The organism is Maribacter sp. LLG6340-A2, assembly GCF_045057105.1.
Classification (GTDB): domain Bacteria; phylum Bacteroidota; class Bacteroidia; order Flavobacteriales; family Flavobacteriaceae; genus Maribacter.
This window is the reverse complement of the sequence record NZ_CP159332.1, coordinates 394,278-414,492: the sequence shown is the minus strand read 5'-3', so window position 1 is coordinate 414,492 and position 20,215 is coordinate 394,278. Positions and strand designations below refer to the sequence as shown.

The following is a 20,215-nucleotide window of genomic DNA, read 5'->3' as shown; positions in this document are numbered from 1 at the left end:
CAATTCCTAGTTATCAGATTAATATTTTCTATTTTTGATGAACCTTTTAATATTTTCTTTTGGATAATCTGTACAAAAAGCAATCTCTCATATTTAAATATATATTATATATAGTGGCGGTGGCATTTATTGTTTTCTTTTTGCCAAAGGGAGGAAAATTCAAATATGAATTCCAAAAAGGAAAGCCTTGGCAGTACGATAACCTGTATGCACCATTTGATTTTTCAATACAAAAAACCGATGCGGAGATTGCTGAGGAGACCCAGGCTATTGAGCGCAATCAACTACCTTATTATAGATATAATCAAAAAATAGTAGATGACTTACAGGATGCGTTTCAGGAAGCGTTTGAAGAAAAATGGAATGATGTAGCACTAAGAAACAGTCAAAGAAATAGACTCAAAAATGTGTCCAAGGTTATTCTAGATTCTATTTATGATAAAGGAATTCTACAAAATAGCGGAAAGCAGGTACAGCGTAACTTCATTTATCTAGTTAAGGAGAACGAAGCAAAAAAAGTAAGGGTAACGGACTTTTTTAAAATTAATGAAATCAATGATTTAATCCGTACGGTTTTAAATCAAAACAATCTTTCTTTATTTGAAAATGAAACCCAGGCCCTGTTTTTTGATTTAATTACCCCTAATGTTAGTTTTGACAATAGCTTAACTAAAAAAGCAAGGGATGAAGCACTTTCAAAATTATCCTATACCAGGGGTACGGTAGATCAAGGACGCTTAATTATAGCAAAAGGAGAAGTTGTAGAAGCGGAAAACCTTAAAATACTTGAGTCGTTAAAGGGAGAGTATGAATCGGAATTATGGACAGCCAATAACTATTATTTCATACTCATAGGCTATACGGTTCTAGTGGCCCTTGTACTGGTAATGTTATTTTTGTTCCTAAAAAAATATAGAAAGGAAGTCTACGATAATAACATCAAGGTAACCTTTATATTTTTTAATATGTTGCTCATGGTATTCATAACTACCATGGTAGTAAAATATAACGATGAATTGGTATTTGTGGTGCCCTTGTGCATACTTCCACTTATTTTAAAGACTTTTTTTGATGCACGTTTAGGACTCTTTGTCCATGTTTTGGCCGTATTGATATTGGGTTTTGTAGTCCCAAATAGTTTTGAATATATATTTCTGCAGATTATTACGGGTATTGTAACCATTTTAACCGTCTCTGAACTCTATAAAAGAGCTAACCTTTTTGTAAGTGTTGGGCAAATAACCTTGATCTATATTATAGGATATTTGGCCTTTCATACCATTCATGAGGGAGATTTAAGTGACATTCAGTGGTTTACTTTTGGTCTTTTTCTTTTAAATGGAATGATAACGTTGTTTGTACAGCCCCTTATCTACATTTATGAAAAACTTTTCGGACTGGTTTCTGATGTGTCACTTTTAGAATTGTCAGATACCAATTCTAAATTATTAAAAGAATTATCCAATAAAGCTCCGGGAACATTTCATCACTCTTTACAGGTGGCCAATTTGGCAGAAGCGGCAGCCAACGAGATTGGGGCCAATGCTATGTTGGTAAGGGTAGGAGCCCTTTACCATGATATAGGGAAAATGAACGATCCAACATTTTTTACTGAAAATCAGATTACCAATGTAAACCCTCATGATGAGTTAAGTCCTAAACATAGTGCCAAAATAATTATAGATCATGTAATCAAGGGTATTGAGCTGGCAAGAAAAAATAAAATACCCGATCGTATAATAGATTTTATACGCTCACATCACGGTACAACAATGGTGTATTATTTCTATAAAAAACAGCAAGATTTAAATGGCGATGAGGTCAATGAAGAAGATTTTACATATCCTGGGCCTTTACCTTTTTCTAGGGAGACGGCAATTCTGATGATGGCAGATGCTGTAGAAGCTGCGTCTAAAAGTTTAAAAGACCCTACATTCTTGGTCATCGATGAGTTTGTTGATAAAATCATATCCGGACAGATGAAAGCCAATCAATTTTTAAATGCTGATATTACCTTTAAGGAAATTGAAACTATTAAGAAGATATTTAAGCAAAAGCTTACGAATATCTATCATTTACGTGTGGAATATCCTGAGTAAAAGTTGTTTTAATTTAGTACAATTCCTTGTGGCTTAATATGTTAAAATTAGAATTTAGATTCTATTTTACTTCTTCTTTATTTATTTTTAATATGATAGGTTCCCCTTTGTATTAATTTCATAATCAGCATAACATGAAAGTCAAAATAAATCTTCTACTTTTATTAATCGGTTTTACAATTTTTCAGGCATCATTATCTGCGCAAAACGGTGGTCCTTCTCAGAATGAATTAGAACAGGTTTTTTTAAATGAAGATATAACAAGAACCTATTATAATGATCAAGATTATTTAAAAGTTTGGCAGGAGCGGGTATTACTTCATGTAGATAAAGAAATCATTAACAAAGATTCTCCTTTATTCTTTAAGGCTTATTTATTTACGGGACCAAATAGGCTTAGGGCTACATTGAGTAAAGTTTTAAAACTGGAATTGTTAAACGAAAATGATATGGTTATTGCCACAAACTATTACAAGGTTAGTGATGGTATGGCAAACGGTGCTTTTGTGGCCCCAAAAAAATTACCAAAAGGATCGTATACATTAAGGGCGTATACCCGTTGGATGCAGAATTATGGTAAATCGTATTATTATAATATAAAATTAAATACGGATAGTTTTAACGAGTTTTCAAACTCTAGAAAAGAAAAAGATATTACCAATGTTGAGTTTTACCCAGAAGGTGGAAATCTTGTAAACAACCTGGATAATTGGTTGTTGATCAAAGCCATTGATAAAGAAGGGAAAAGGGTAAGCATTGATGGTGATATTGTAGCTGAAAATAATATGGTTACTTCTGTAAAGCCATACGGAGAAGGAGTTTCATCCGTTAAGTTTACGCCTATTGAGGGAAAGAAGTATATGCTTAAAACAAAGAATGGAGATTTTTTCGCCCTGCCAAATAGTATCTCACAAGGTGTACTTATAAATGTAAATAATTTAAATGCCGAAAACCTTACCATTAGAATACAAAAAACCGAAGAATTTTCAAATTCAAAAGTTTGGTTAAAAGGAGAAATGGGCGATGTAACTTATTTTGAAAAGAAGCTAGACCTAAAAAGCTCATCAACTATTATCGAAGTCCCTAAAGAAGGAATCCCTTTTGGAATTCTTAATATTAAATTGATCAATGAAAATGGTGTTCAGTTGGCACAAAGACCGGTACCTATTGAGATTAATAATAATCTAAATATTTCTTTGACCAAGTTGAATCATGATAATGAAGGAGAAATATCTTATAAAGTAAAAGTGATGGACTTACAAGGAGAACCTAAAGAAACACAAGTTAGTTTTAGTGCGGTAGGTTTTTCTTCTATTGGGTTGGACAAAGAGGTTAAAAAAATAATTGATGAAAAGAAATTGGATGTTAAGGACTTAAAAAGTTCATTTAACATACAACGTGAAAAGCTTTATAAGAATGATATTTCTGTTTTAACATTTGTAAATCAAAAAAACGAATTACCGGTACAGGATATTCCTGATAATATAAAGTATCCATTTCAACAGGGTTTAGACCTTTATGGGTATGCCTATAATTTATATGATGAGTTACTTCCAAATACTAAAATTCAAATTTATGGTGTATCTGAAAAAGATATGGTGTTCAAAGAAATTGTAACAAACGGTAAGGGAATCTTAAGGTTAGAGGATTTACAATTTGAAGGGGAGACAGAATTGGTGTTTAGGACTACAGGTGATGCTACAAGGAATCGTTTAGTGAAGTTTATTCCTTTGGAGGAAACAGGACAAAATCTAGGGAAAAATGTAAAAAAAGATAGGGCAGAAGACTATCAAGTTAAAAAAGGTGACATAGTACAATCTTCTTCATGGCAACCTATTGATGAGGATCGGTTAATTGAATTGGAGGAGGTTTCTGTAATGGATAAAAAAATAGAAAACAAAAAGAAAGGGGCTCGATCAGTTTATGGCATTGAACCTTCTAGGGTTGTTTTCCAAGACCCCAAAAGACCTAAAACTATTCCTCAAATGTTTTTGGGGATACCTGGCGTACAAGTTATGGGGTTGGGGTCAATGACTCCTAGAGTGGTATTACCAAAAGCCGCTGGTTTAGGACCTGTTTTGTGGGTTCTTGATGGTATGCCATTATCTCAAGAAAGTAATTCTGCATTAGGAATATATTCAGGTTTACCTGAAATAATGTCTTTTTTACCTGCTGTAGATGTTGAGCGAATTGAAATTTTATTTGGCCCAAAGGCATCTATTTACGGATCGCGTGCCACGGGTGGTGCCATTGTTATTTACACACGTTCTGGCTCATTTTTAGATGCAACAAAAAGAAAGGAAGCCTTTATAAAATTTCAAGGATACTCTCAAACGGCCAACTTTGAAGAATATCAGAAAGATTTATTTAAAAACAATAAAAGTTCAAAAAATAAATTGCTGACCTTGTTTTGGGATACAGAAATAATGACAGATGATAAAGGAGAAGCTATAATTAATTTTAAATTACCTAATGAAAGTACAATTTTAGAACTAAAGGCAACGGCCGTTACAGAAAATGGAGACATAGGGGAGCTAAATATTGTAAATTAAATACTATAATTATCAGATTTTCAGACAGGTGTAGCTGCAAATAAGATTTGAAATATAACATGGTATTTTTTTCTTTAAAAAAACCAACAAAATAGTTGTGTAAAACCAGTTATACTTATACATTTGCATCCGCTATTTAGAGCAACAGTTCATTGAAGAATTACTGGAGAGGTGCCTGAGTGGCCGAAAGGAGCGGTTTGCTAAATCGTCGTAGGTGGAAACACTTACCCAGGGTTCGAATCCCTGTCTCTCCGCAACAGTATGTTGAGAGACATATTTTTTGATAACCATTTTCGGGGTGTAGCGTAGCCCGGTTATCGCGCCGCGTTTGGGACGCGGAGGTCGCAGGTTCGAATCCTGCCACCCCGACTTTTTTAAAACCTGCTAATCAACTGATTAGCAGGTTTTTTGTTTACACGATTTTCGCCGGTCATCTACATAAATGAATCTTGTATCAATTTATAAGTTATGGACTTATAGTACTTAGGAGGGCTTAGATGGCCATACGATAAAATAATTCCCAGAATTTTTAAATTATATTTCCTTTTAACTTTTTCAATTATAAAGTGAACCAAAGTTGTAAATCAACAACTTTTTTGGAGAAATATAAGCAAGGGAATATTATAAATGGCTAACAAATAGGTGGGTAGGTGATGATTTTTATAGATGATTTAAGGGAATATAGGTAATGGTTATAACAAAAACCTCATTTAAATTATTACCTAAAAAAATCAATAAGCCCCAAAATTCCATTATAAGAAATTAAACAGGCAAATAAAAGTGCAGCGGATAAGCCTAAATTAATCCAGAAACTTGTTTTATGTCCCTTCATGATTTTTTTATTGTTTATCAAAAGTAGAATGCCAACAATAACTATTGGTAAAACAAATACATTGAATACTTGTGACATTATCTGCATTTCAATTGGGTTAGCGCCAAATACGGGTACTATTAATGCAAATAAACAAGCTATAGCTGTTATGGTCCTAAACTGTTTGGAGCTTGTATCCAGCTCTCCTGACTGGTAATCTGCCAATAATATTGGAGCGATCAGTAAGCAAGGAAAAATAGAGGACAAGCCTGCGCTTAAGGTTCCAAAGAAAAATAAGGTCAGTGCAAAATTGCCTGCAATAGGTTCTAGTGTATTAACCATATCCAATACTTTGGTCACCGGTTGTCCTTGATGAAATAGTGCGCCACTGGCAACGGCCATTATAGACGCACTTATAATGAATACCAATATTGCGGCAGAAATAGCATCCTTCTTTTGTTGGCTTCTGTTTGCAATTGTCCAACCTTTACCTTTAATGAATAGGGGACGGGACAAAAAAGTTGCTGCTGCCATAGTAGTTCCTACAAAGGCGGCTACCATCATTTTGCCTCCTTCTACTTTAGGGATGGAAGGTACTAGACCTAGGAGTACTTCTATTGGTAAAGGATATACCATAAAAAGAGAAATGATGAATGATAATCCCATTATGGTAACAAATATGACCAATATTTTTTCAAAAAAAGTATACTTTCCTACCCATAACAGTGCATACATGATAGCAATGACCAGAATGGCAACCATAAGGACGGTCCCATACCGGAAACCTTCTAGTTGTGGAAAATAAATAAGGAAGATTTCATAAATAATATTTGCGGAAATCCCTAAAATACCCATTAAAGAATTCCATTGACCAAAGGAAATGCCCACTATGATCAGTATTGCAATTAATTTTCCTCCTTTGATGTTTTTCTTAAATCCATAAAGTGCCGTTTCTCCAGAAATCAGCGCATAATTACCGTAGGTATACATAAGCAGGCCAGAAAAAACGCAACTTATGGCAAGCACCCATAATAGTTGCATACCATATGTACTGCCAGCTACAATCATAGAGGTGACACTGCCTGTACCAATGGTATAGCCAATAGCAAATATTCCCGGGCCAAATGCTAAAACCAAAGCAAGTATTTTTTTTAAAATGGATGTACTTGCTTTTGGTTCTATCATTTTTTAATCTTTTAAATTAGAAATTGTTTGTAATGTTGAACGCACCGTATTTTCCAATGCTGTAAAGTCCTTATTGTCCAATATTTCTTTACTGATTAGTTTAGACCCCATACCAAAACAGGTAACCCCCGCATTAAACCAAGCTTTTAAATTGGCTTCATCTGTACTTACACCACCGGTAGGCATAACGCTCGTCCAAGGTTGTGGACCTTTTATGCCTTTAACAAAACCAGGTCCGTAAAGGGCTCCAGGGAATAGTTTAACTATTTCACAGCCCATTTCCTCTGCTTTATTGATTTCTGTCAAGGAGCCACATCCAGGTGACCATAATACTTTTCTACGGTTACAAACAATGGCAATATCCTCGCGTAACGATGGGGTTACAATAAAGTTGGCCCCCATCTGCATAAATAAAGAGGCCGCAGCTGCATCGGTTATGGATCCAACACCCATAATCATTCCAGGAAGTTCTTTAATTGCGAACTTGTTCAATTCTGAAAATACTTCGAAAGCGAAATCTCCACGTGCCGTAAATTCCATCAATCTTGCCCCACCATTGTAGCATGCTCTTAAAACCTGTTTGCCCAATTCAATATTGGCGTGGTAAAACAAGGGTACCATTCCAGATTCTTTCATTACCCGTGCTACTTCTATTCTTGAATATTGTGCCATAAATCCATTTTACCCGTACCTTAAAGCAGGGGTTTTATAATTAGTTACGTATTATAGTTGTATTAAACATAAAATATTACCCTCTTTAGAAGACAATCTGAATAAGGTATTACCTTGCGACCCGCCCAGAAGCATCACCACCCATTAATTTTTCCACTTCACTAACTGTTACCAGATTGGCATCTCCTTTAATGGTATGTTTTAAACAAGACGCGGCAACGGCAAAATCTAAAGCATTTTGGTCGTCTTTAGGATATTTTAGCAAACCATAAATAAGTCCGCCCATAAAAGAATCTCCACCGCCCACGCGGTCTACGATATCCGTAATTTGGTATTGACGGGTCTCGAACATTTTAGAACCGTCCCATAGCACACCTGCCCAGGTATTGTGTGATGCTGAAATAGAGCCTCTTAAGGTGGTAATGACCTTTTTAGCTTTAGGGAATTTTGTCATCATTTGTTTGCAAACCGATAAAAACGCTTCCGCCTTTACATCATGGCCGTCTTTATGAACATCCAAACCTTCTGGGTGAATACCGAAATGCTTTTCTGCATCCTCCTCGTTTCCAAGTATAATATCGCAATACGAGGTTAACTCGGTCATAATCTTCTCACGGTCGCCACCATAGTTCCATAATTTTGCCCTATAATTTAAATCTGTAGAAATGGTAATGCCTTTTTTATCTGCAGCTTTTACCGCCTCTAAACACACATTGGCCGCTCCTTGTGAGATGGCAGGAGTAATCCCGGTCCAATGAAACCACTCAACACCATCAAAAACAGCATCCCAGTCTATCATTCCAGATTCTATTTCCGCAATGGCAGAATGTGCACGGTCATAAACTACTTTACTACCTCTACTAACAGCACCGGTCTCCAAGAAATAAATACCTAATCTATCGCCACCAAAAACAATTTTGTCCGTACCAACACCACGTTTTCTCATTTCCATAAGGGCACATTCTCCAATGTCATTTTTTGGTAAACGTGTTACAAAATCTACGGGCACCCCATAATTGGCCAAGGAAACGGCCACATTAGATTCGCCACCACCATATACTACATCAAAACTATTGGTTTGTGAAAACCTTAAAAATCCTGGAGGTGCAAGGCGTAGCATTATCTCTCCAAAGGTTACTACTTTTTTCATTAATTCTAGAATATATTAGCTTCCTATACGGGAAATTACTTTTTTGTTAACCCGTAAAAAGCACTATTGTTTTGTTTAAGATTGATTTTAAAATGTCTGTAATTTAGATACCTAATGCTTGACCACCACCAATTTGAATGGTTTCTGCCGTAATGAATGCCGCATCTTTACTAGCTAAGAAAGAAACAACACCAGCTACATCTTCTGGTTGACCCAATCTACCTAGCATTATATTGTTTGCCCATGAAGCAAACACTTCTGGTTTGGTAGCTTTGATCTGCGCATGAAATGGCGTATCTATAGTACCAGGTGATACGGCATTTGCGCGTATACCATACTCTGCCAAATCTTTAGCCAAAGCTCTTGTAATGGCATGAACCCCAGCTTTGGAAGTACCGTAAATACCTGCACCAGGGCCACCCGCTGTCCAACCTGCGTTAGAGGTGTAATTGATTATAGATGGATGGTCTCCTTTTTTTAGGTAGGGTATAGCTGCCCTAGAAGCAAAGAATACAGAATCTAAGTTCAATGCCATGACTTTTCTGTAAAAATCGGTAGTCATTTCTTCAAATCGGGATCTACCGCCTAAACCACCTGCGTTATTGACCAGTACATCTATTCTTCCGTATTTTTCCCCTATAGCTTTAATATTTGAAGAAACGGCCTCTTCACTTGTAACATCAAAACCTTTGTATTCTGCGTTTATTCCTTCTGCCGTGAGTTCCTTTACCCTATTGGCACCTACTTCATCTTGAATACCGTTCAAGATTACGGTATACCCATCTTTTCCTAGTCTTTTAGCCACTTCAAATCCTATACCTCCTGTTGCTCCTGTAACTATTGCTACTTTTCCTTTATTACTCATGTTATGTTAATTTTAATCTATATTATTTTTTTATTCACCTGTACTATCTACTAGTCTTATTTTTCTAATTAAAATGAAGATTGCCAAAACAGCCAATATTACCGAAACGGTAATAGCCATAAATGCCGGGGTATAAGAACCTTCTTTTGTAATTGTTCCTATAAACCAATTCATTATAATAGGGGATATGGCTGCAACCGTTCCTGCTAAACCTGCCAAAGTTCCTACTGACGGACCTTTAAATAAATCGCTGGACAAGGTTTGTATGTTTCCTATGGCAAATTGAAATCCAAAAAGTGCCATCCCTGCCAAGTATATGAAGGTCATATAGTTAGAATCACTTAAGAACATTATAATGGAAACAAAACCGATAATTATTAACAAACACCCTAAGACAATACTGGCTTTTCTACCCACATCTACAGAGGTACGTTTTATAATGGCTTCGGTAAACATGCCTCCTAATATTCCCCCAGCTGCAGCCATTAAATAGGAAATCCACATGGTATTTCCGATTTCTTCTATACTTAACCCAAATTTTGAGTTCAAATAAATAGGCATCCAACCGGCAAAGAACCACCATATTGGTTCAATGAAAAATCTACAAAGTAGAATTCCCCAGGGTTGTTTGTAACTTAAAATTTTACCAACACTTAAGCTTTTGGCCCCTTCTATGGCCACGTCGTTATTTTCAATTCTATCATTTAGGATCAAGTTTCTTTCCTCATCGGTAATCCATGGATGATCCTCTGGTTTTGACTTGTTTAATATAAACCAAGGCACTACCCATAATAGTCCTAGTACACCTAAAATTACATAGGTAGACTTCCATCCAAATTGGGCGTAGAGAAAAACTATGATTATTGGGGCAATGACGTTACCTATGGAGGCGCCTGAATTGAAAATTCCTTGTGCCAATGCGCGTTGTTTAACAGGAAACCACTCTCCGTTACTTTTTACGGCGCCAGGCCATAGCCCTGCCTCACCAAGTCCCAACATGCCACGAACTGCTGATAATGATATAATTCCTTGTGCTACAGCATGAAAGGTTGCAGCTAACGACCATACTACAATAGATAAGATAAAACCTATTCTAGTTCCAATTTTATCGTATAATCTTCCGGATAAAAATTTACTGGCTGCATATGTCACCATAAAAATGTTGAGCATAAGGGCATAGTCAGAATTATCCATGCCTAAATCTTCTCCCATTTGCGGCCATAATAATGCAAAAGCGGTTCTGTCAATATAATTGATAACCGTGGCCACAAAAATCAATGTGATAATCCACCAACGTAATCCTTTAACTTTCATATTCAATAGTTTGGTTACCCTAAATTTTTTTCAAAATTGGCAATGAGAGATACCCAAGCAATATGCTTGTGTAAAATTTTATACTTAGAATCTTTTATAAAAATTTTATAATAATTTGAAAGAGGATCAAATTATAGCTGAATTTTAATAGTAGTTTTAAGTATTATTCCCTTCACTATGATTTTTTTTCTAACTAAGATAAAACCGTGCAATTTTATCTTTTTTGATATTTTTTATTTATATGTTATAGCAATATTGATATAATGTTTTAAAATGTACTTTCATTTTTGCCTTTGCCAATTGAGGATTCTGTTCCTTAATTGCATTGAAAATATCTTCATGCTCTTCAATTCCCCTAAATGCCATTCCTTTGTCACATACATGATATTTTTCAAAATTTGTAATGATTTCCGGTGTTATGATCAACATAAAAGTATTCATGGTGCTATTACCACTGGCCTTTGCTATAGCCAAATGAAAAAGTAAATCTTCTTGAACAGCATCTTCTCCGTTTTTCACCTTTTCACTATAAGCGTCCAGAGCCATTTTCATCTGCATTAAATCATCCTTGGTTCTTCTTTGTGCCGCTAGACGAACGGTCTTTAGTTCCAATAAAATTCTGGTCTCGACCAAAGATTTAAAATCTGGCTCCTCTAACCTCAGGATATCCTCGATCATACCGTTCATGGCAACTTGACCAATATCGGCTACAAAAGTGCCACTCTGTGGTTTTGAAATCAGTAGACCATAAAATTCCAATTTTTGAATAGCCTCCCTAACATTGGTTCTGCTTACATTGAATTTTTCAGAAAGCATTCTCTCTGAGGGCAATTTGTCTCCGGGTTCAAGATTTTTATAATTCATTAAATCTCTAATCTTAGAGATTATGCTATGTTGTATTTCTTGATTTTCCGTTCGTGTGAGGATGTCTAATTTCATACCTTATAAATAACTTCAAAAATTGGTTAACCAGATTGGTTTGTTAAATTTAGACAATTAACCTTAAGCAAAAAAACTATTTATCCAGAGATTTTTATGATTATTTGTAGGGTTTTAAAATATACAGTAGCTAACTGGTCTAGTCCTAGACCAGTTGTGCTAACTGTACAAACCAACTCAACAACTATTCAAAAAAACCTATTTTATTAATATCCTGGATTCTGTGTAATTACACCACCACTGGCCAAAACTTCAGAAATTGGAATCGGGAACAAATAATAATTTGGATTCACGGATTCTCCCATTTCTGTATCTACGGTTCCTGTTCTAACCAAATCAAACCATCTATGTCCTTCAAAGGCCAATTCTAACCTTCTTTCATCTTGTATAGCTTGTCTAACTTCAGCCTGACTTTCAGCGGGAGAGTCATCCAAACCTGCTCTGTCTCTAATTTTATTTAATTCGGTTAACGCATCTTCTGTGTTGCCATTTTCATTTAAAGCCTCTGCATACATTAGGATTACATCACCTAAACGAATCTCGATCCAGTCATGTTCCGGTCCATTGGTCTGTGGAAATTTAGGAGAAGCCAATATGGTCTCATCTATCGTAACAGCTCTTCTTAAATCACCTGGGCTATCATCAAAAGCAGCAACCAGATCAAGGTCTAATGGTTCTAGCGATTTTGTATCCAGACCACCGGACCAAGACCAAAATTCTGAGAAACCATATTCATCAACAATGGAACTTGAAATTTGTGTTGCAAAAATAATCTCAGGATTTAAATCATAGTCTGCTCCAAATATTGTAGCAAAATCTGTCTGTAGCTCAATACCAGCACCTGCAGCACCATTTACCACACTGGCCAACTGTGTTTCTGCATTACCAAAATCCCCTTGAAATAGATATACTTTACCTAAAAGGGCACGCGCAGCAATTTCAGAAGCTCTTCCACTGCCAAGACCACTATTATCCAATTTTGAAATGGCATCTTGCAGGTCTGGAACAATAACATCAGTATAGATGCCAGCAGCCGGTTGCTTTGCCAATATAGATGGGTCATCTACGGCTGGTGATCCAGTTAAATTCACTGTTACATCACCAAAAACCTGAACTAACTTAAAGTAAGAAAGCGCCCTTAAAAACCTTGCTTCACCTATATCTGTGGCGTCAGTAGAATTTTCAATAACATTATTTGCACTTAATATTGATTTGTACATTGCCGTATAGAAAGGTCCAAAAAACTGGTCTTCCATTACCGGTAAATCCGCATCAAACTCATCAAATTCTGTAAATGGAGCTTCAAACATTAGCGCATTGTCCGCTCTAAAATCTCCCATAACCGCCATAGGCGTAACCGATCCTATTTGATAAAAATAGGCGGCATTTAGAACCCCGGTAAAGTCTTCCAAAGAATCTGCACTTGCAATATTTGGCGGAACCTGGTCCAAATCATTTTCACATGCTGTCAATGTCAGCAGTAATCCCAATGTTACTTTATATATGTTTTTCATTGTTTTTCGTATTAAAAATTAAGATTTAAACCCAATGTAAAGCTTCTAACTATTGGGCTAGCACCCACTTGAACACCATAAGTAGTTGGGCCTAAATAGCCACCATTAGTTGTCTCTATACCTTCTGGGTTAAATGAAGTATAATCATCTCCCCATAGGTATAATAGATTCGTTGCAGCTACATAGATTCTGGCAGAATTCATACCAATTTTGTTGACTAAATCTGAATCTAGGGTATAACCTAGTGTCAAGTTTCTTAAAGCAACGTAAGAGGCATCTTGAATCATGGAATCTGTTTGATCTCTGTTTCGAACATAAATTTGTCCGTTATTATCGGCTAAACCATCACCGTCCGCATCAAACACGTCACGTAAGCCTCTTCCCCATTGCGAGCCATAGTATAATGGGTCAATATTGTAAACGTCACCATCTTGTGCGCCTTGAAATTGAAATGCCATATCAAAATCCTTGAATTGGATATTACTGTTAAGTCCCCAGTAAAAATCAGGTGTATTTTGTCCAATTTTCACCAAATCACCACCTTCTTCCACAGTTCTGGTCCTATCTATAACTCCGTCTCCATTTTGGTCTACGGCATAGCTCCAACCACTTTCTTGGTCAGGAAATTCAATTGGGTTGGACAGGTATTCCATTTCAACTTCACCCGTTGTTTCAATACCCCACATTTCACCTATTTCACCACCTACATAATTTCTAAATACCGGACCTCTACCACTTTGCCCATAAATGGTCTGTGGTAATTCGTCTAATCCGCCCAAATCTGTAATTTCTGTGTTTACAGTAGATAGGTTAGCACTTACGTTCCAGTTGAAATCTGCTTTTTGGACCAAAGCGGCCGATAACTCTAGCTCAAGACCAGAACTTCTTACATCACCGGAGTTTAATCGAATTGAGGTTGTACCTAAAACTTCCGATACACTCTGGTTAATAAGGATATCCTCTATATCTGATGTATAATAATCTGCACTTATGCGAAAACGGTTACTTGCAAACCCTAAGTCAATACCGTAATTGGTTTCCGTATTGGTCTGCCAAGTCAAATCTTCATTGGCAACATCTGATGGGATTAAGAATCCATTTCCGAAAATAGTAGCGCTAGGATTCAATAAGCTTAATGAATTATATGCTCCTAAATCTGAAGTTGTACCCAAAGAACCCGTACTAAACCTTAGCTTCATTAAACTCCATGCATCTGATTTCCAAAATGCTTCATTATGCACGTTCCAACCCACAGAAAGTGCAGGAAAGGTTTCGTATTTGTTATTGGCTCCAAAACGAGAGTCGCCATCCCTTCTTACAGAAGCGGAAAATAAATATCGATTGTCATAGGCATAGTTAATCCTACCAAAGACACTTCTTCTTGCAATGGTTTCATCCCTTTCAGATACAGCAATGTCAGCAGGCTCTAGAAGGTTGAAATTTATAATATCTCCAAAGGGAACGTTTGATCCTTGAAGGGAGGTGCCCGTAATGAAGAAGTTCTGAAATTCTAGACCTGCAACTGCTGAAATATCATGTTTGTCAATGGTCTTAGTATAGTTTAATGTAGTTTCGCTTAATATAGATGATCTTTTGACATTGGTTTGGTCTAAGGCAGTTTGTGTGCTTCTAGCCCTTGAGTCGAACTCCAGACCACGCCAGAAATAATCTTCGGTATCCCTTAAATCACCTCCAAGAACAGTTTTGATGTTTAAGCCATCTACAATTTCATATTGTAAGTAGGATGTTAGGTTACCAAAAAATGTTTTTTGATAGCGATCGGTATTGTCAAGTTTTGTAGCAGGACCTGCATCACCAGATCCACCAATACCATTACCGCTTCTACCATAATGCCAATCTTGAGCAGTCATTCCTGGCTCTAAAGTATAAATGCTATTATTAAAGGGTGCATCTGCACCGCCTCTATACCCAGAATCAAAGAAATTAAGACCTAAAGCCTGTGCTTGTTGGTCCAATTGCTGAACAAAAGCAATGGAAGCTTCTGTATGATAAATAGGGTGTACACTATATGCTCTCAATAAATCTCGCATATCATGACCAACAATATCCCTTTTTGAAACAAAACCATTGAAACTTACCCCAGTTTTAAATTTGTCTCCTAGTTTGGCATCAATATTTAAACGGGCATTTACCCTTTCAAAACCTTGGGTAATGGCTACACCATCTGTATTTAGATAGCCTATTGAACCAAAATAATTTACATCATCCGTACCACCGCTCATGCTAAAGTCATAGTTGGTACTTGAACCGTTTCTAAAAAACCAATCTTCGACACCAACAACATCTGGCGAGTTTGCATAGCCATTTAATCTGTATTCCACTATGGCGGGGTCTAGATCAGATACATTAAAAGTACCGTCCGCAATATTAGCTCTTGCTATTTCAGCAAAGTCACCAGCAGTGGTTCTAATATTATCTCTAAGATATCTACTTGAAGTACTGGTATATGTATTAAAACTAAATTTAGCTTTACCGCTTCTCCCTTTTTTGGTAGTTACCAATACAACACCATTGGCACCACGAGAACCGTAAATTGCAGCGGAAGCCGCATCTTTTAATACCTCTAAACTTTCAATATCATTAGGATTAACGGTTGCAAGACTACCTGAAATGGGGTAGCCGTCCACAACAATTAATGGGTTTGAATTCCCATTAATGGAAGAAGCGGCCCTAATCTGTATTTTTGGGTCTGCACCTGGCGCACCATCTTGATTTTGAATTAATACCCCAGATAATTTACCTGCAAGAGCCTCATCAACACGTTGTGCCTGAATGGAAGCAATAGCTCCACCTTCAACTTTGGCAACTGCACCTGTTAATGATGATTTTTTTCTTGTACCGTAACCAATGACCACAACCTCATCTAGTTGGCTGGTATCTTCAACAAGAACCGCATTCATGGTTGCTTGTCCGTTTACAGCTATTTCTTGGGAGGAATAGCCTACATAACTGAATATTAAGGTAGCGGAACCATCAACATTATCTAACGTATAATTTCCGTCGAAATCGGTTTGCGTACCATTAGTTGTTCCTTTTACGACAACACTTGCTCCAGGTAATGGTCCACTTGAATCAGAAACCGTACCGGATACCGTCTGGGCAGATATTCCTGAGAAGCAAACAAATGCTCCTAGTAATAACAACCGTTTTAGTAACGTAATCTTCATAAATTTAAATTTTAGTAAAAATGAGTTAGTAAATTGTTTTTTGACATTTAACATGTTCATTGCACGTTAAATGAAATTTACCCAAGACCCGTATTCTGAAAAATCAAATGTTTATTGTAAATTTGTAACACGTGATATCTTGGTATCATGTAAGTATTACTTCCCTTCATAATGAAGTAATTTTGATTTAAAAGGATGGGCGTGCACCCGTCCTTTTTTCTTTTTTAAACTTTCCTATTTTTTCATTCGCGAGTGATATTTTGATTTAGTTAATTGTTAGTTCTTTAAAACCGTATTTTGGTTTTCCATACTGGTTTACCAATTTGGTTTACCAAATATATATTATTACTTTGTTAAATAAAAATTAAATACAGATTTTATAATTTGGATTTTTATCAGAACGATAAAATTGGTGCTATATAATTGTTAAGTCGATAATTTTGTTGATTGCTGTACAAAGGGTTTAGTAAAATCATTTCATGGAAATCATCGTATAACTTGTATTCGTATTAAGTGTAAACAATAGTAGTTAAGATTACTTTAGGTAAATACTTTTACATATTATAGACACCGCCATTAATGTCCAATGTGGCACCTGTAATGAAGCCATCATATTCTGAACCAAGATAGACGACCGCTCTAGCAACATCATTAGCATTACCGGCCCGTTTAATAGGAATACCTGCAGTAGTCGCTGCTGCAGATTCTTTGGTGGTGTGGGTATTATGAAATGATGTTCCTAAAATAAGGCCTGGAGCTACGGCGTTGACGCGTATACCTTTAGGACCTAATTCTGCGGAGAGTGCTCGTGTAAAGGTTAGTATGGCACCTTTACTGGTTGCGTACGCCAAAGAACCGGGGTGACCTCCTTTACGTCCTGCAAGTGATGCCAAATTGACAATACTACTTGTGTCATTTTTTGCAAGATGGGTAATTGCGGCCCTTGTTACGAACATCATAGAGGTAAGGTTAATGTCCATAACTCTCTGCCAAAATTCCAAATCCATTTCACCTAACATTTTACGGGCTACAAGGGAGCCTGCATTGTTAATAAGGATATCTAAACCGCCTAAGGTATTTACCGTTTCTTGAACAACATGATTAGCGTCAGCTTCATTTGTAAGGTCACCTTTTATAGCAAGGGCTTTTAAGCCTTTTTTCTGTGCATAAATCACCAGTTCGTCAGCAGTATTGGAGCTTGAAAAATAATGTATGGCCACATTGGCACCGTTATCTATAAAGTGCCTGGTAATTGCCTCGCCAATTCCTTGTGCACCAGCGGTAATGAGAACATTTTTTCCTGATAGTTTATTTTTCATATTCTTGACATAATGGTATTGTGAATGTTTTGTCCATTTAAATTGTGATATGAAGTTCTCACAAATTGGAATAGAATTTTTAATTGTCGCTATTTGTTTCCAAAATAAGAAACGCCATCACCACTTAAAAAATCTTCACGAACAGGGCTAAACGTATCGATGAGCATGCCTTCTTCCAAGCAAACTGCGCTATGTAATAAATTTGGTTCAATGTAAACGCCATCTCCAGCCTCTACAATTTTCTTCACTCCATCAATTTCAAATTCAAATTTACCCGATACACAATAGGTGGCTTGGGTATGAAAATGTTGATGAGGTGCACCCAACGCACCTTTTTCGAATTTTACTTTTACCATCATAATTTGGTTGTCATAACCTAAAAATTTCCTCGATACTCCACCACCAAGCTCATCCCATTCCATTTCTTTGGTTGGGATGTATTTTTCACTAAAACGTTTCATTTTTATATGATTTTAAAATTTGATCACTTTTTGTATTCTTAATAAACTGTTTTTAAATAGTAATTAATTTGGGGGCGTACCCGGACCAACCGTTGCTTCTCTAAACCATACTTCTGTAAAGCAACCATTTTCATACTGCTTAGCAATATCACCACCATAGGTTTCTGCACCAGCACACCAAACTTTATTGGTTTCATAGCTTTTACCATTGGTTTGATTGTAGGCACCTTGTTTAAAATAACCAAGCTCACCTTTATAGGCATTGGGCCGTTCTGTACCATCTTGCCCTATTGGCACGAACATTTGCTGTGTTTGTACCGGTATATCGGTTTTGTTTACGTAATCAGATTGGATGAGATTTTTGGTAAATGTCTTGGTTTCATGTTTGTCACTTTTAAACGTGAGGTACATAATTCCTTTATAAACATTTATTTCATAACTGAACTCTTCTCCTAATTCTATACCATCTACAGGCTCTGTGGGTGCCTCGTTTTTACTTGTGCCAATGACGGACATATCATATCCCCAAACCGGGGTGGAGTAGTCCCACCTACCAGCATTATCATCACCTGCTGTATTTATTTCATAATTCCAGAATACGGAACCTTTGGTATGGCTAGGAAATTTTTTGTAGAATATTTTCAATGGTTCGTTTTCGTGGCCTTCCCCGCTATGGATTTGTCCTATTACCACAGAGTAAGATGCTGCCACCCTTGCATCGCCCGAAGTAGAAACTTGCATTACTTTACAGGTGCCCGTAAGCTTACCGCCATCTTCTGGAGTCCATTCTCTCTTTTCGTGTAATTCTGTTCTCGTGTTGCTAGAGTTTTTAGAGGTAACCCCAGAATTTGGTGTTTTATAAACTACCCAGCGGCGTGTGCCATCAATTACGGTATAGAAAAAATCTTTGTCTTCAAATTCCGTGATATCTTCAACCGTGGTGCCATCGCCTGTAAGTATTTTAAATTTATCCATAAAGGGAATTACTTCGTTAGGATATACAGTTTTGGTACTAAGACCATCATTAGCTTCAAAATATCCCGCATTGGAATAGGCGTCATCACTGATCGTGATTTTAGCATCTTTAAACCAAACTTCTGCATAATTACCATCTGAGTACTGTTTTTGTAGGTCCCCACCATGCGTTTCGGCTCCTGAGCACCACACTTTGTTTACTTTAGGGTCTTTTCCGTTGGTTTGGTTATAGGTGCCCAGTTTAAAAAATAGACCTTCGCCGGAGTATGCTTTTTCACGCTCAACCCCATTTTGACCAATGGGGAAAAATAAATTTTGTACTTGCTCCGGAATAGTGGACCTATTGGTGTATTCTGAAGCGATTAAATTTTTTGTAAAAGTTTTGGTCTCGTGTCCTTCACTAGTAAAGGTGAGGTACATCATTCCATCTTTAATATCAACTTCATAACTAAATTCTTCACCTAAGGCAATTCCATCTTTTGGTTCTGGCGGATAACTATTTTCATCTTCACTAACCACAGAAAAGTCATGCCCCCAAATAGGGTAGGAGTAATCCCATCTTTTAGAATTATCATCACCTGCCGTATTTATTTCATAATGCCAGAAGACAGAGCCCTTTGTGTGCCCTGGAAATTTCTTGTAAAATATTTTTAGGGGTTCGTTCTCATGTCCGTCGGCACTATGAATCTGTCCCACCACTACGGAATAGGTTGCTGCAACACGAGGGTCACCAGTGTTAGAAACGTTCATAACCTTAAGTGTAGCATTCATTTTTGCTTCGGTCATGGGTGTCCATTTTTTCAACTGAGCCAGTTCTGTCCTAGTGTTGTTAGAAGAACCATGGGTGCTACCTGCATTAGGGGATTTAAAAACAACCCAGTCACCATTATCGTCTTCTGCAGTGTAAAAGAAATCTTTGTTCTCGTAGTCTGTTGCTTGGCCGACATTAGAACCATCCCCCAGAATTAAATTCCAATGCTCAAAAAAAGGAATAATATCGTTTGGGAGGGTTTGTCCAGATAAATTTGTATTCGAATTTAAGGCCTTTTGTTTTTTAACATCTCCACAATTAAATGCTAGTAAGGCAGTAGCTACTATTACTATTGAATTTAAGAGTGATGGTTTGTTTTTTGTATGGTTCATATGCTGTTGGTACTAAGTTGATTCTTGT

Annotated in this window: 13 protein-coding genes and 2 tRNA genes; 4 read left to right on the top strand and 11 right to left on the bottom strand. The window is 36.7% G+C overall.

Annotated elements, in window-relative coordinates; genetic code table 11:
• The first annotated feature begins 59 nt into the window (after nucleotides 1-59).
• From ABVM52_RS01745 to ABVM52_RS01730, 4 genes are all read left to right on the top strand, one after another.
• Complete coding sequence (locus ABVM52_RS01745) at nucleotides 60-2,099, top strand: HD family phosphohydrolase (RefSeq protein ID WP_405383110.1); 2,040 nt, start codon at nucleotides 60-62, stop codon at nucleotides 2,097-2,099.
• Nucleotides 2,100-2,233: 134 nt separating this feature from the next.
• Entirely contained in the window at nucleotides 2,234-4,651 is a 2,418-nt protein-coding gene (locus tag ABVM52_RS01740; protein WP_405383108.1) for a TonB-dependent receptor, read from the top strand.
• A 165-nt stretch (nucleotides 4,652-4,816) separates the two neighbouring features.
• A tRNA-Ser gene (locus ABVM52_RS01735) sits at nucleotides 4,817-4,905 on the top strand.
• A gap of 40 nt (nucleotides 4,906-4,945) precedes the next feature.
• Nucleotides 4,946-5,020: transfer RNA gene (locus ABVM52_RS01730), tRNA-Pro, on the top strand.
• Nucleotides 5,021-5,369: 349 nt separating this feature from the next.
• On the opposite strand, the gene ABVM52_RS01725 is transcribed toward ABVM52_RS01730, so the two are convergent.
• From ABVM52_RS01725 to ABVM52_RS01675, 11 genes are all read right to left on the bottom strand, one after another.
• Entirely contained in the window at nucleotides 5,370-6,647 is a 1,278-nt protein-coding gene (locus ABVM52_RS01725; protein ID WP_405383106.1) for an Nramp family divalent metal transporter, read from the bottom strand.
• Between the two features lie 3 nt (nucleotides 6,648-6,650).
• A complete protein-coding gene (locus ABVM52_RS01720) occupies nucleotides 6,651-7,319 on the bottom strand; it encodes a bifunctional 4-hydroxy-2-oxoglutarate aldolase/2-dehydro-3-deoxy-phosphogluconate aldolase (protein ID WP_405383105.1) in 669 nt (222 codons plus the stop codon).
• 109 nt (nucleotides 7,320-7,428) lie between these two features.
• The gene (locus tag ABVM52_RS01715; RefSeq protein ID WP_405383103.1) at nucleotides 7,429-8,469 is read right to left on the bottom strand and encodes a PfkB family carbohydrate kinase; all 1,041 of its coding nucleotides are present in this window, start codon (nucleotides 8,467-8,469) and stop codon (nucleotides 7,429-7,431) included.
• Between the two features lie 103 nt (nucleotides 8,470-8,572).
• The gene (locus ABVM52_RS01710) at nucleotides 8,573-9,334 is read right to left on the bottom strand and encodes an SDR family NAD(P)-dependent oxidoreductase (protein ID WP_405383101.1); all 762 of its coding nucleotides are present in this window, start codon (nucleotides 9,332-9,334) and stop codon (nucleotides 8,573-8,575) included.
• Between the two features lie 30 nt (nucleotides 9,335-9,364).
• Nucleotides 9,365-10,648: an MFS transporter gene (locus ABVM52_RS01705; RefSeq protein ID WP_405383099.1), complete on the bottom strand. Its 1,284-nt coding sequence runs from the start codon at nucleotides 10,646-10,648 to the stop codon at nucleotides 9,365-9,367.
• 237 nt (nucleotides 10,649-10,885) lie between these two features.
• Entirely contained in the window at nucleotides 10,886-11,587 is a 702-nt protein-coding gene (locus tag ABVM52_RS01700; protein WP_405383097.1) for a FadR/GntR family transcriptional regulator, read from the bottom strand.
• Nucleotides 11,588-11,793: 206 nt separating this feature from the next.
• Complete coding sequence (locus ABVM52_RS01695; protein ID WP_405383095.1) at nucleotides 11,794-13,101, bottom strand: RagB/SusD family nutrient uptake outer membrane protein; 1,308 nt, start codon at nucleotides 13,099-13,101, stop codon at nucleotides 11,794-11,796.
• Between the two features lie 11 nt (nucleotides 13,102-13,112).
• Complete coding sequence (locus tag ABVM52_RS01690) at nucleotides 13,113-16,289, bottom strand: SusC/RagA family TonB-linked outer membrane protein (protein WP_405383093.1); 3,177 nt, start codon at nucleotides 16,287-16,289, stop codon at nucleotides 13,113-13,115.
• Between the two features lie 554 nt (nucleotides 16,290-16,843).
• Complete coding sequence (locus ABVM52_RS01685) at nucleotides 16,844-17,608, bottom strand: SDR family NAD(P)-dependent oxidoreductase (RefSeq protein WP_405383091.1); 765 nt, start codon at nucleotides 17,606-17,608, stop codon at nucleotides 16,844-16,846.
• 89 nt (nucleotides 17,609-17,697) lie between these two features.
• On the bottom strand, nucleotides 17,698-18,069 hold the full coding sequence (locus ABVM52_RS01680) for a cupin domain-containing protein (protein ID WP_405383089.1): 372 nt from the start codon (nucleotides 18,067-18,069) through the stop codon (nucleotides 17,698-17,700).
• Between the two features lie 63 nt (nucleotides 18,070-18,132).
• Nucleotides 18,133-20,187, bottom strand: coding sequence for a polysaccharide lyase family 7 protein (locus ABVM52_RS01675; protein WP_405383087.1), 2,055 nt, complete (start codon nucleotides 20,185-20,187; stop codon nucleotides 18,133-18,135).
• Nucleotides 20,188-20,215: the final 28 nt, after the last annotated feature.

Bases quoted from the DNA above. Each gene is read 5' to 3' on its own strand.
- ABVM52_RS01690 (WP_405383093.1), bottom strand. From the start codon at position 16,289: ATGAAGATTACGTTACTAAAACGGTTGTTATTACTAGGAGCATTTGTT.
- ABVM52_RS01700 (WP_405383097.1), bottom strand. From the start codon at position 11,587: ATGAAATTAGACATCCTCACACGAACGGAAAATCAAGAAATACAACAT.
- ABVM52_RS01675 (WP_405383087.1), bottom strand. From the start codon at position 20,187: ATGAACCATACAAAAAACAAACCATCACTCTTAAATTCAATAGTAATA.
- ABVM52_RS01685 (WP_405383091.1), bottom strand. From the start codon at position 17,608: ATGAAAAATAAACTATCAGGAAAAAATGTTCTCATTACCGCTGGTGCA.
- ABVM52_RS01695 (WP_405383095.1), bottom strand. From the start codon at position 13,101: ATGAAAAACATATATAAAGTAACATTGGGATTACTGCTGACATTGACA.
- ABVM52_RS01710 (WP_405383101.1), bottom strand. From the start codon at position 9,334: ATGAGTAATAAAGGAAAAGTAGCAATAGTTACAGGAGCAACAGGAGGT.
- ABVM52_RS01715 (WP_405383103.1), bottom strand. From the start codon at position 8,469: ATGAAAAAAGTAGTAACCTTTGGAGAGATAATGCTACGCCTTGCACCT.
- ABVM52_RS01680 (WP_405383089.1), bottom strand. From the start codon at position 18,069: ATGAAACGTTTTAGTGAAAAATACATCCCAACCAAAGAAATGGAATGG.
- ABVM52_RS01725 (WP_405383106.1), bottom strand. From the start codon at position 6,647: ATGATAGAACCAAAAGCAAGTACATCCATTTTAAAAAAAATACTTGCT.
- ABVM52_RS01740 (WP_405383108.1), top strand. From the start codon at position 2,234: ATGAAAGTCAAAATAAATCTTCTACTTTTATTAATCGGTTTTACAATT.
- ABVM52_RS01705 (WP_405383099.1), bottom strand. From the start codon at position 10,648: ATGAAAGTTAAAGGATTACGTTGGTGGATTATCACATTGATTTTTGTG.
- ABVM52_RS01720 (WP_405383105.1), bottom strand. From the start codon at position 7,319: ATGGCACAATATTCAAGAATAGAAGTAGCACGGGTAATGAAAGAATCT.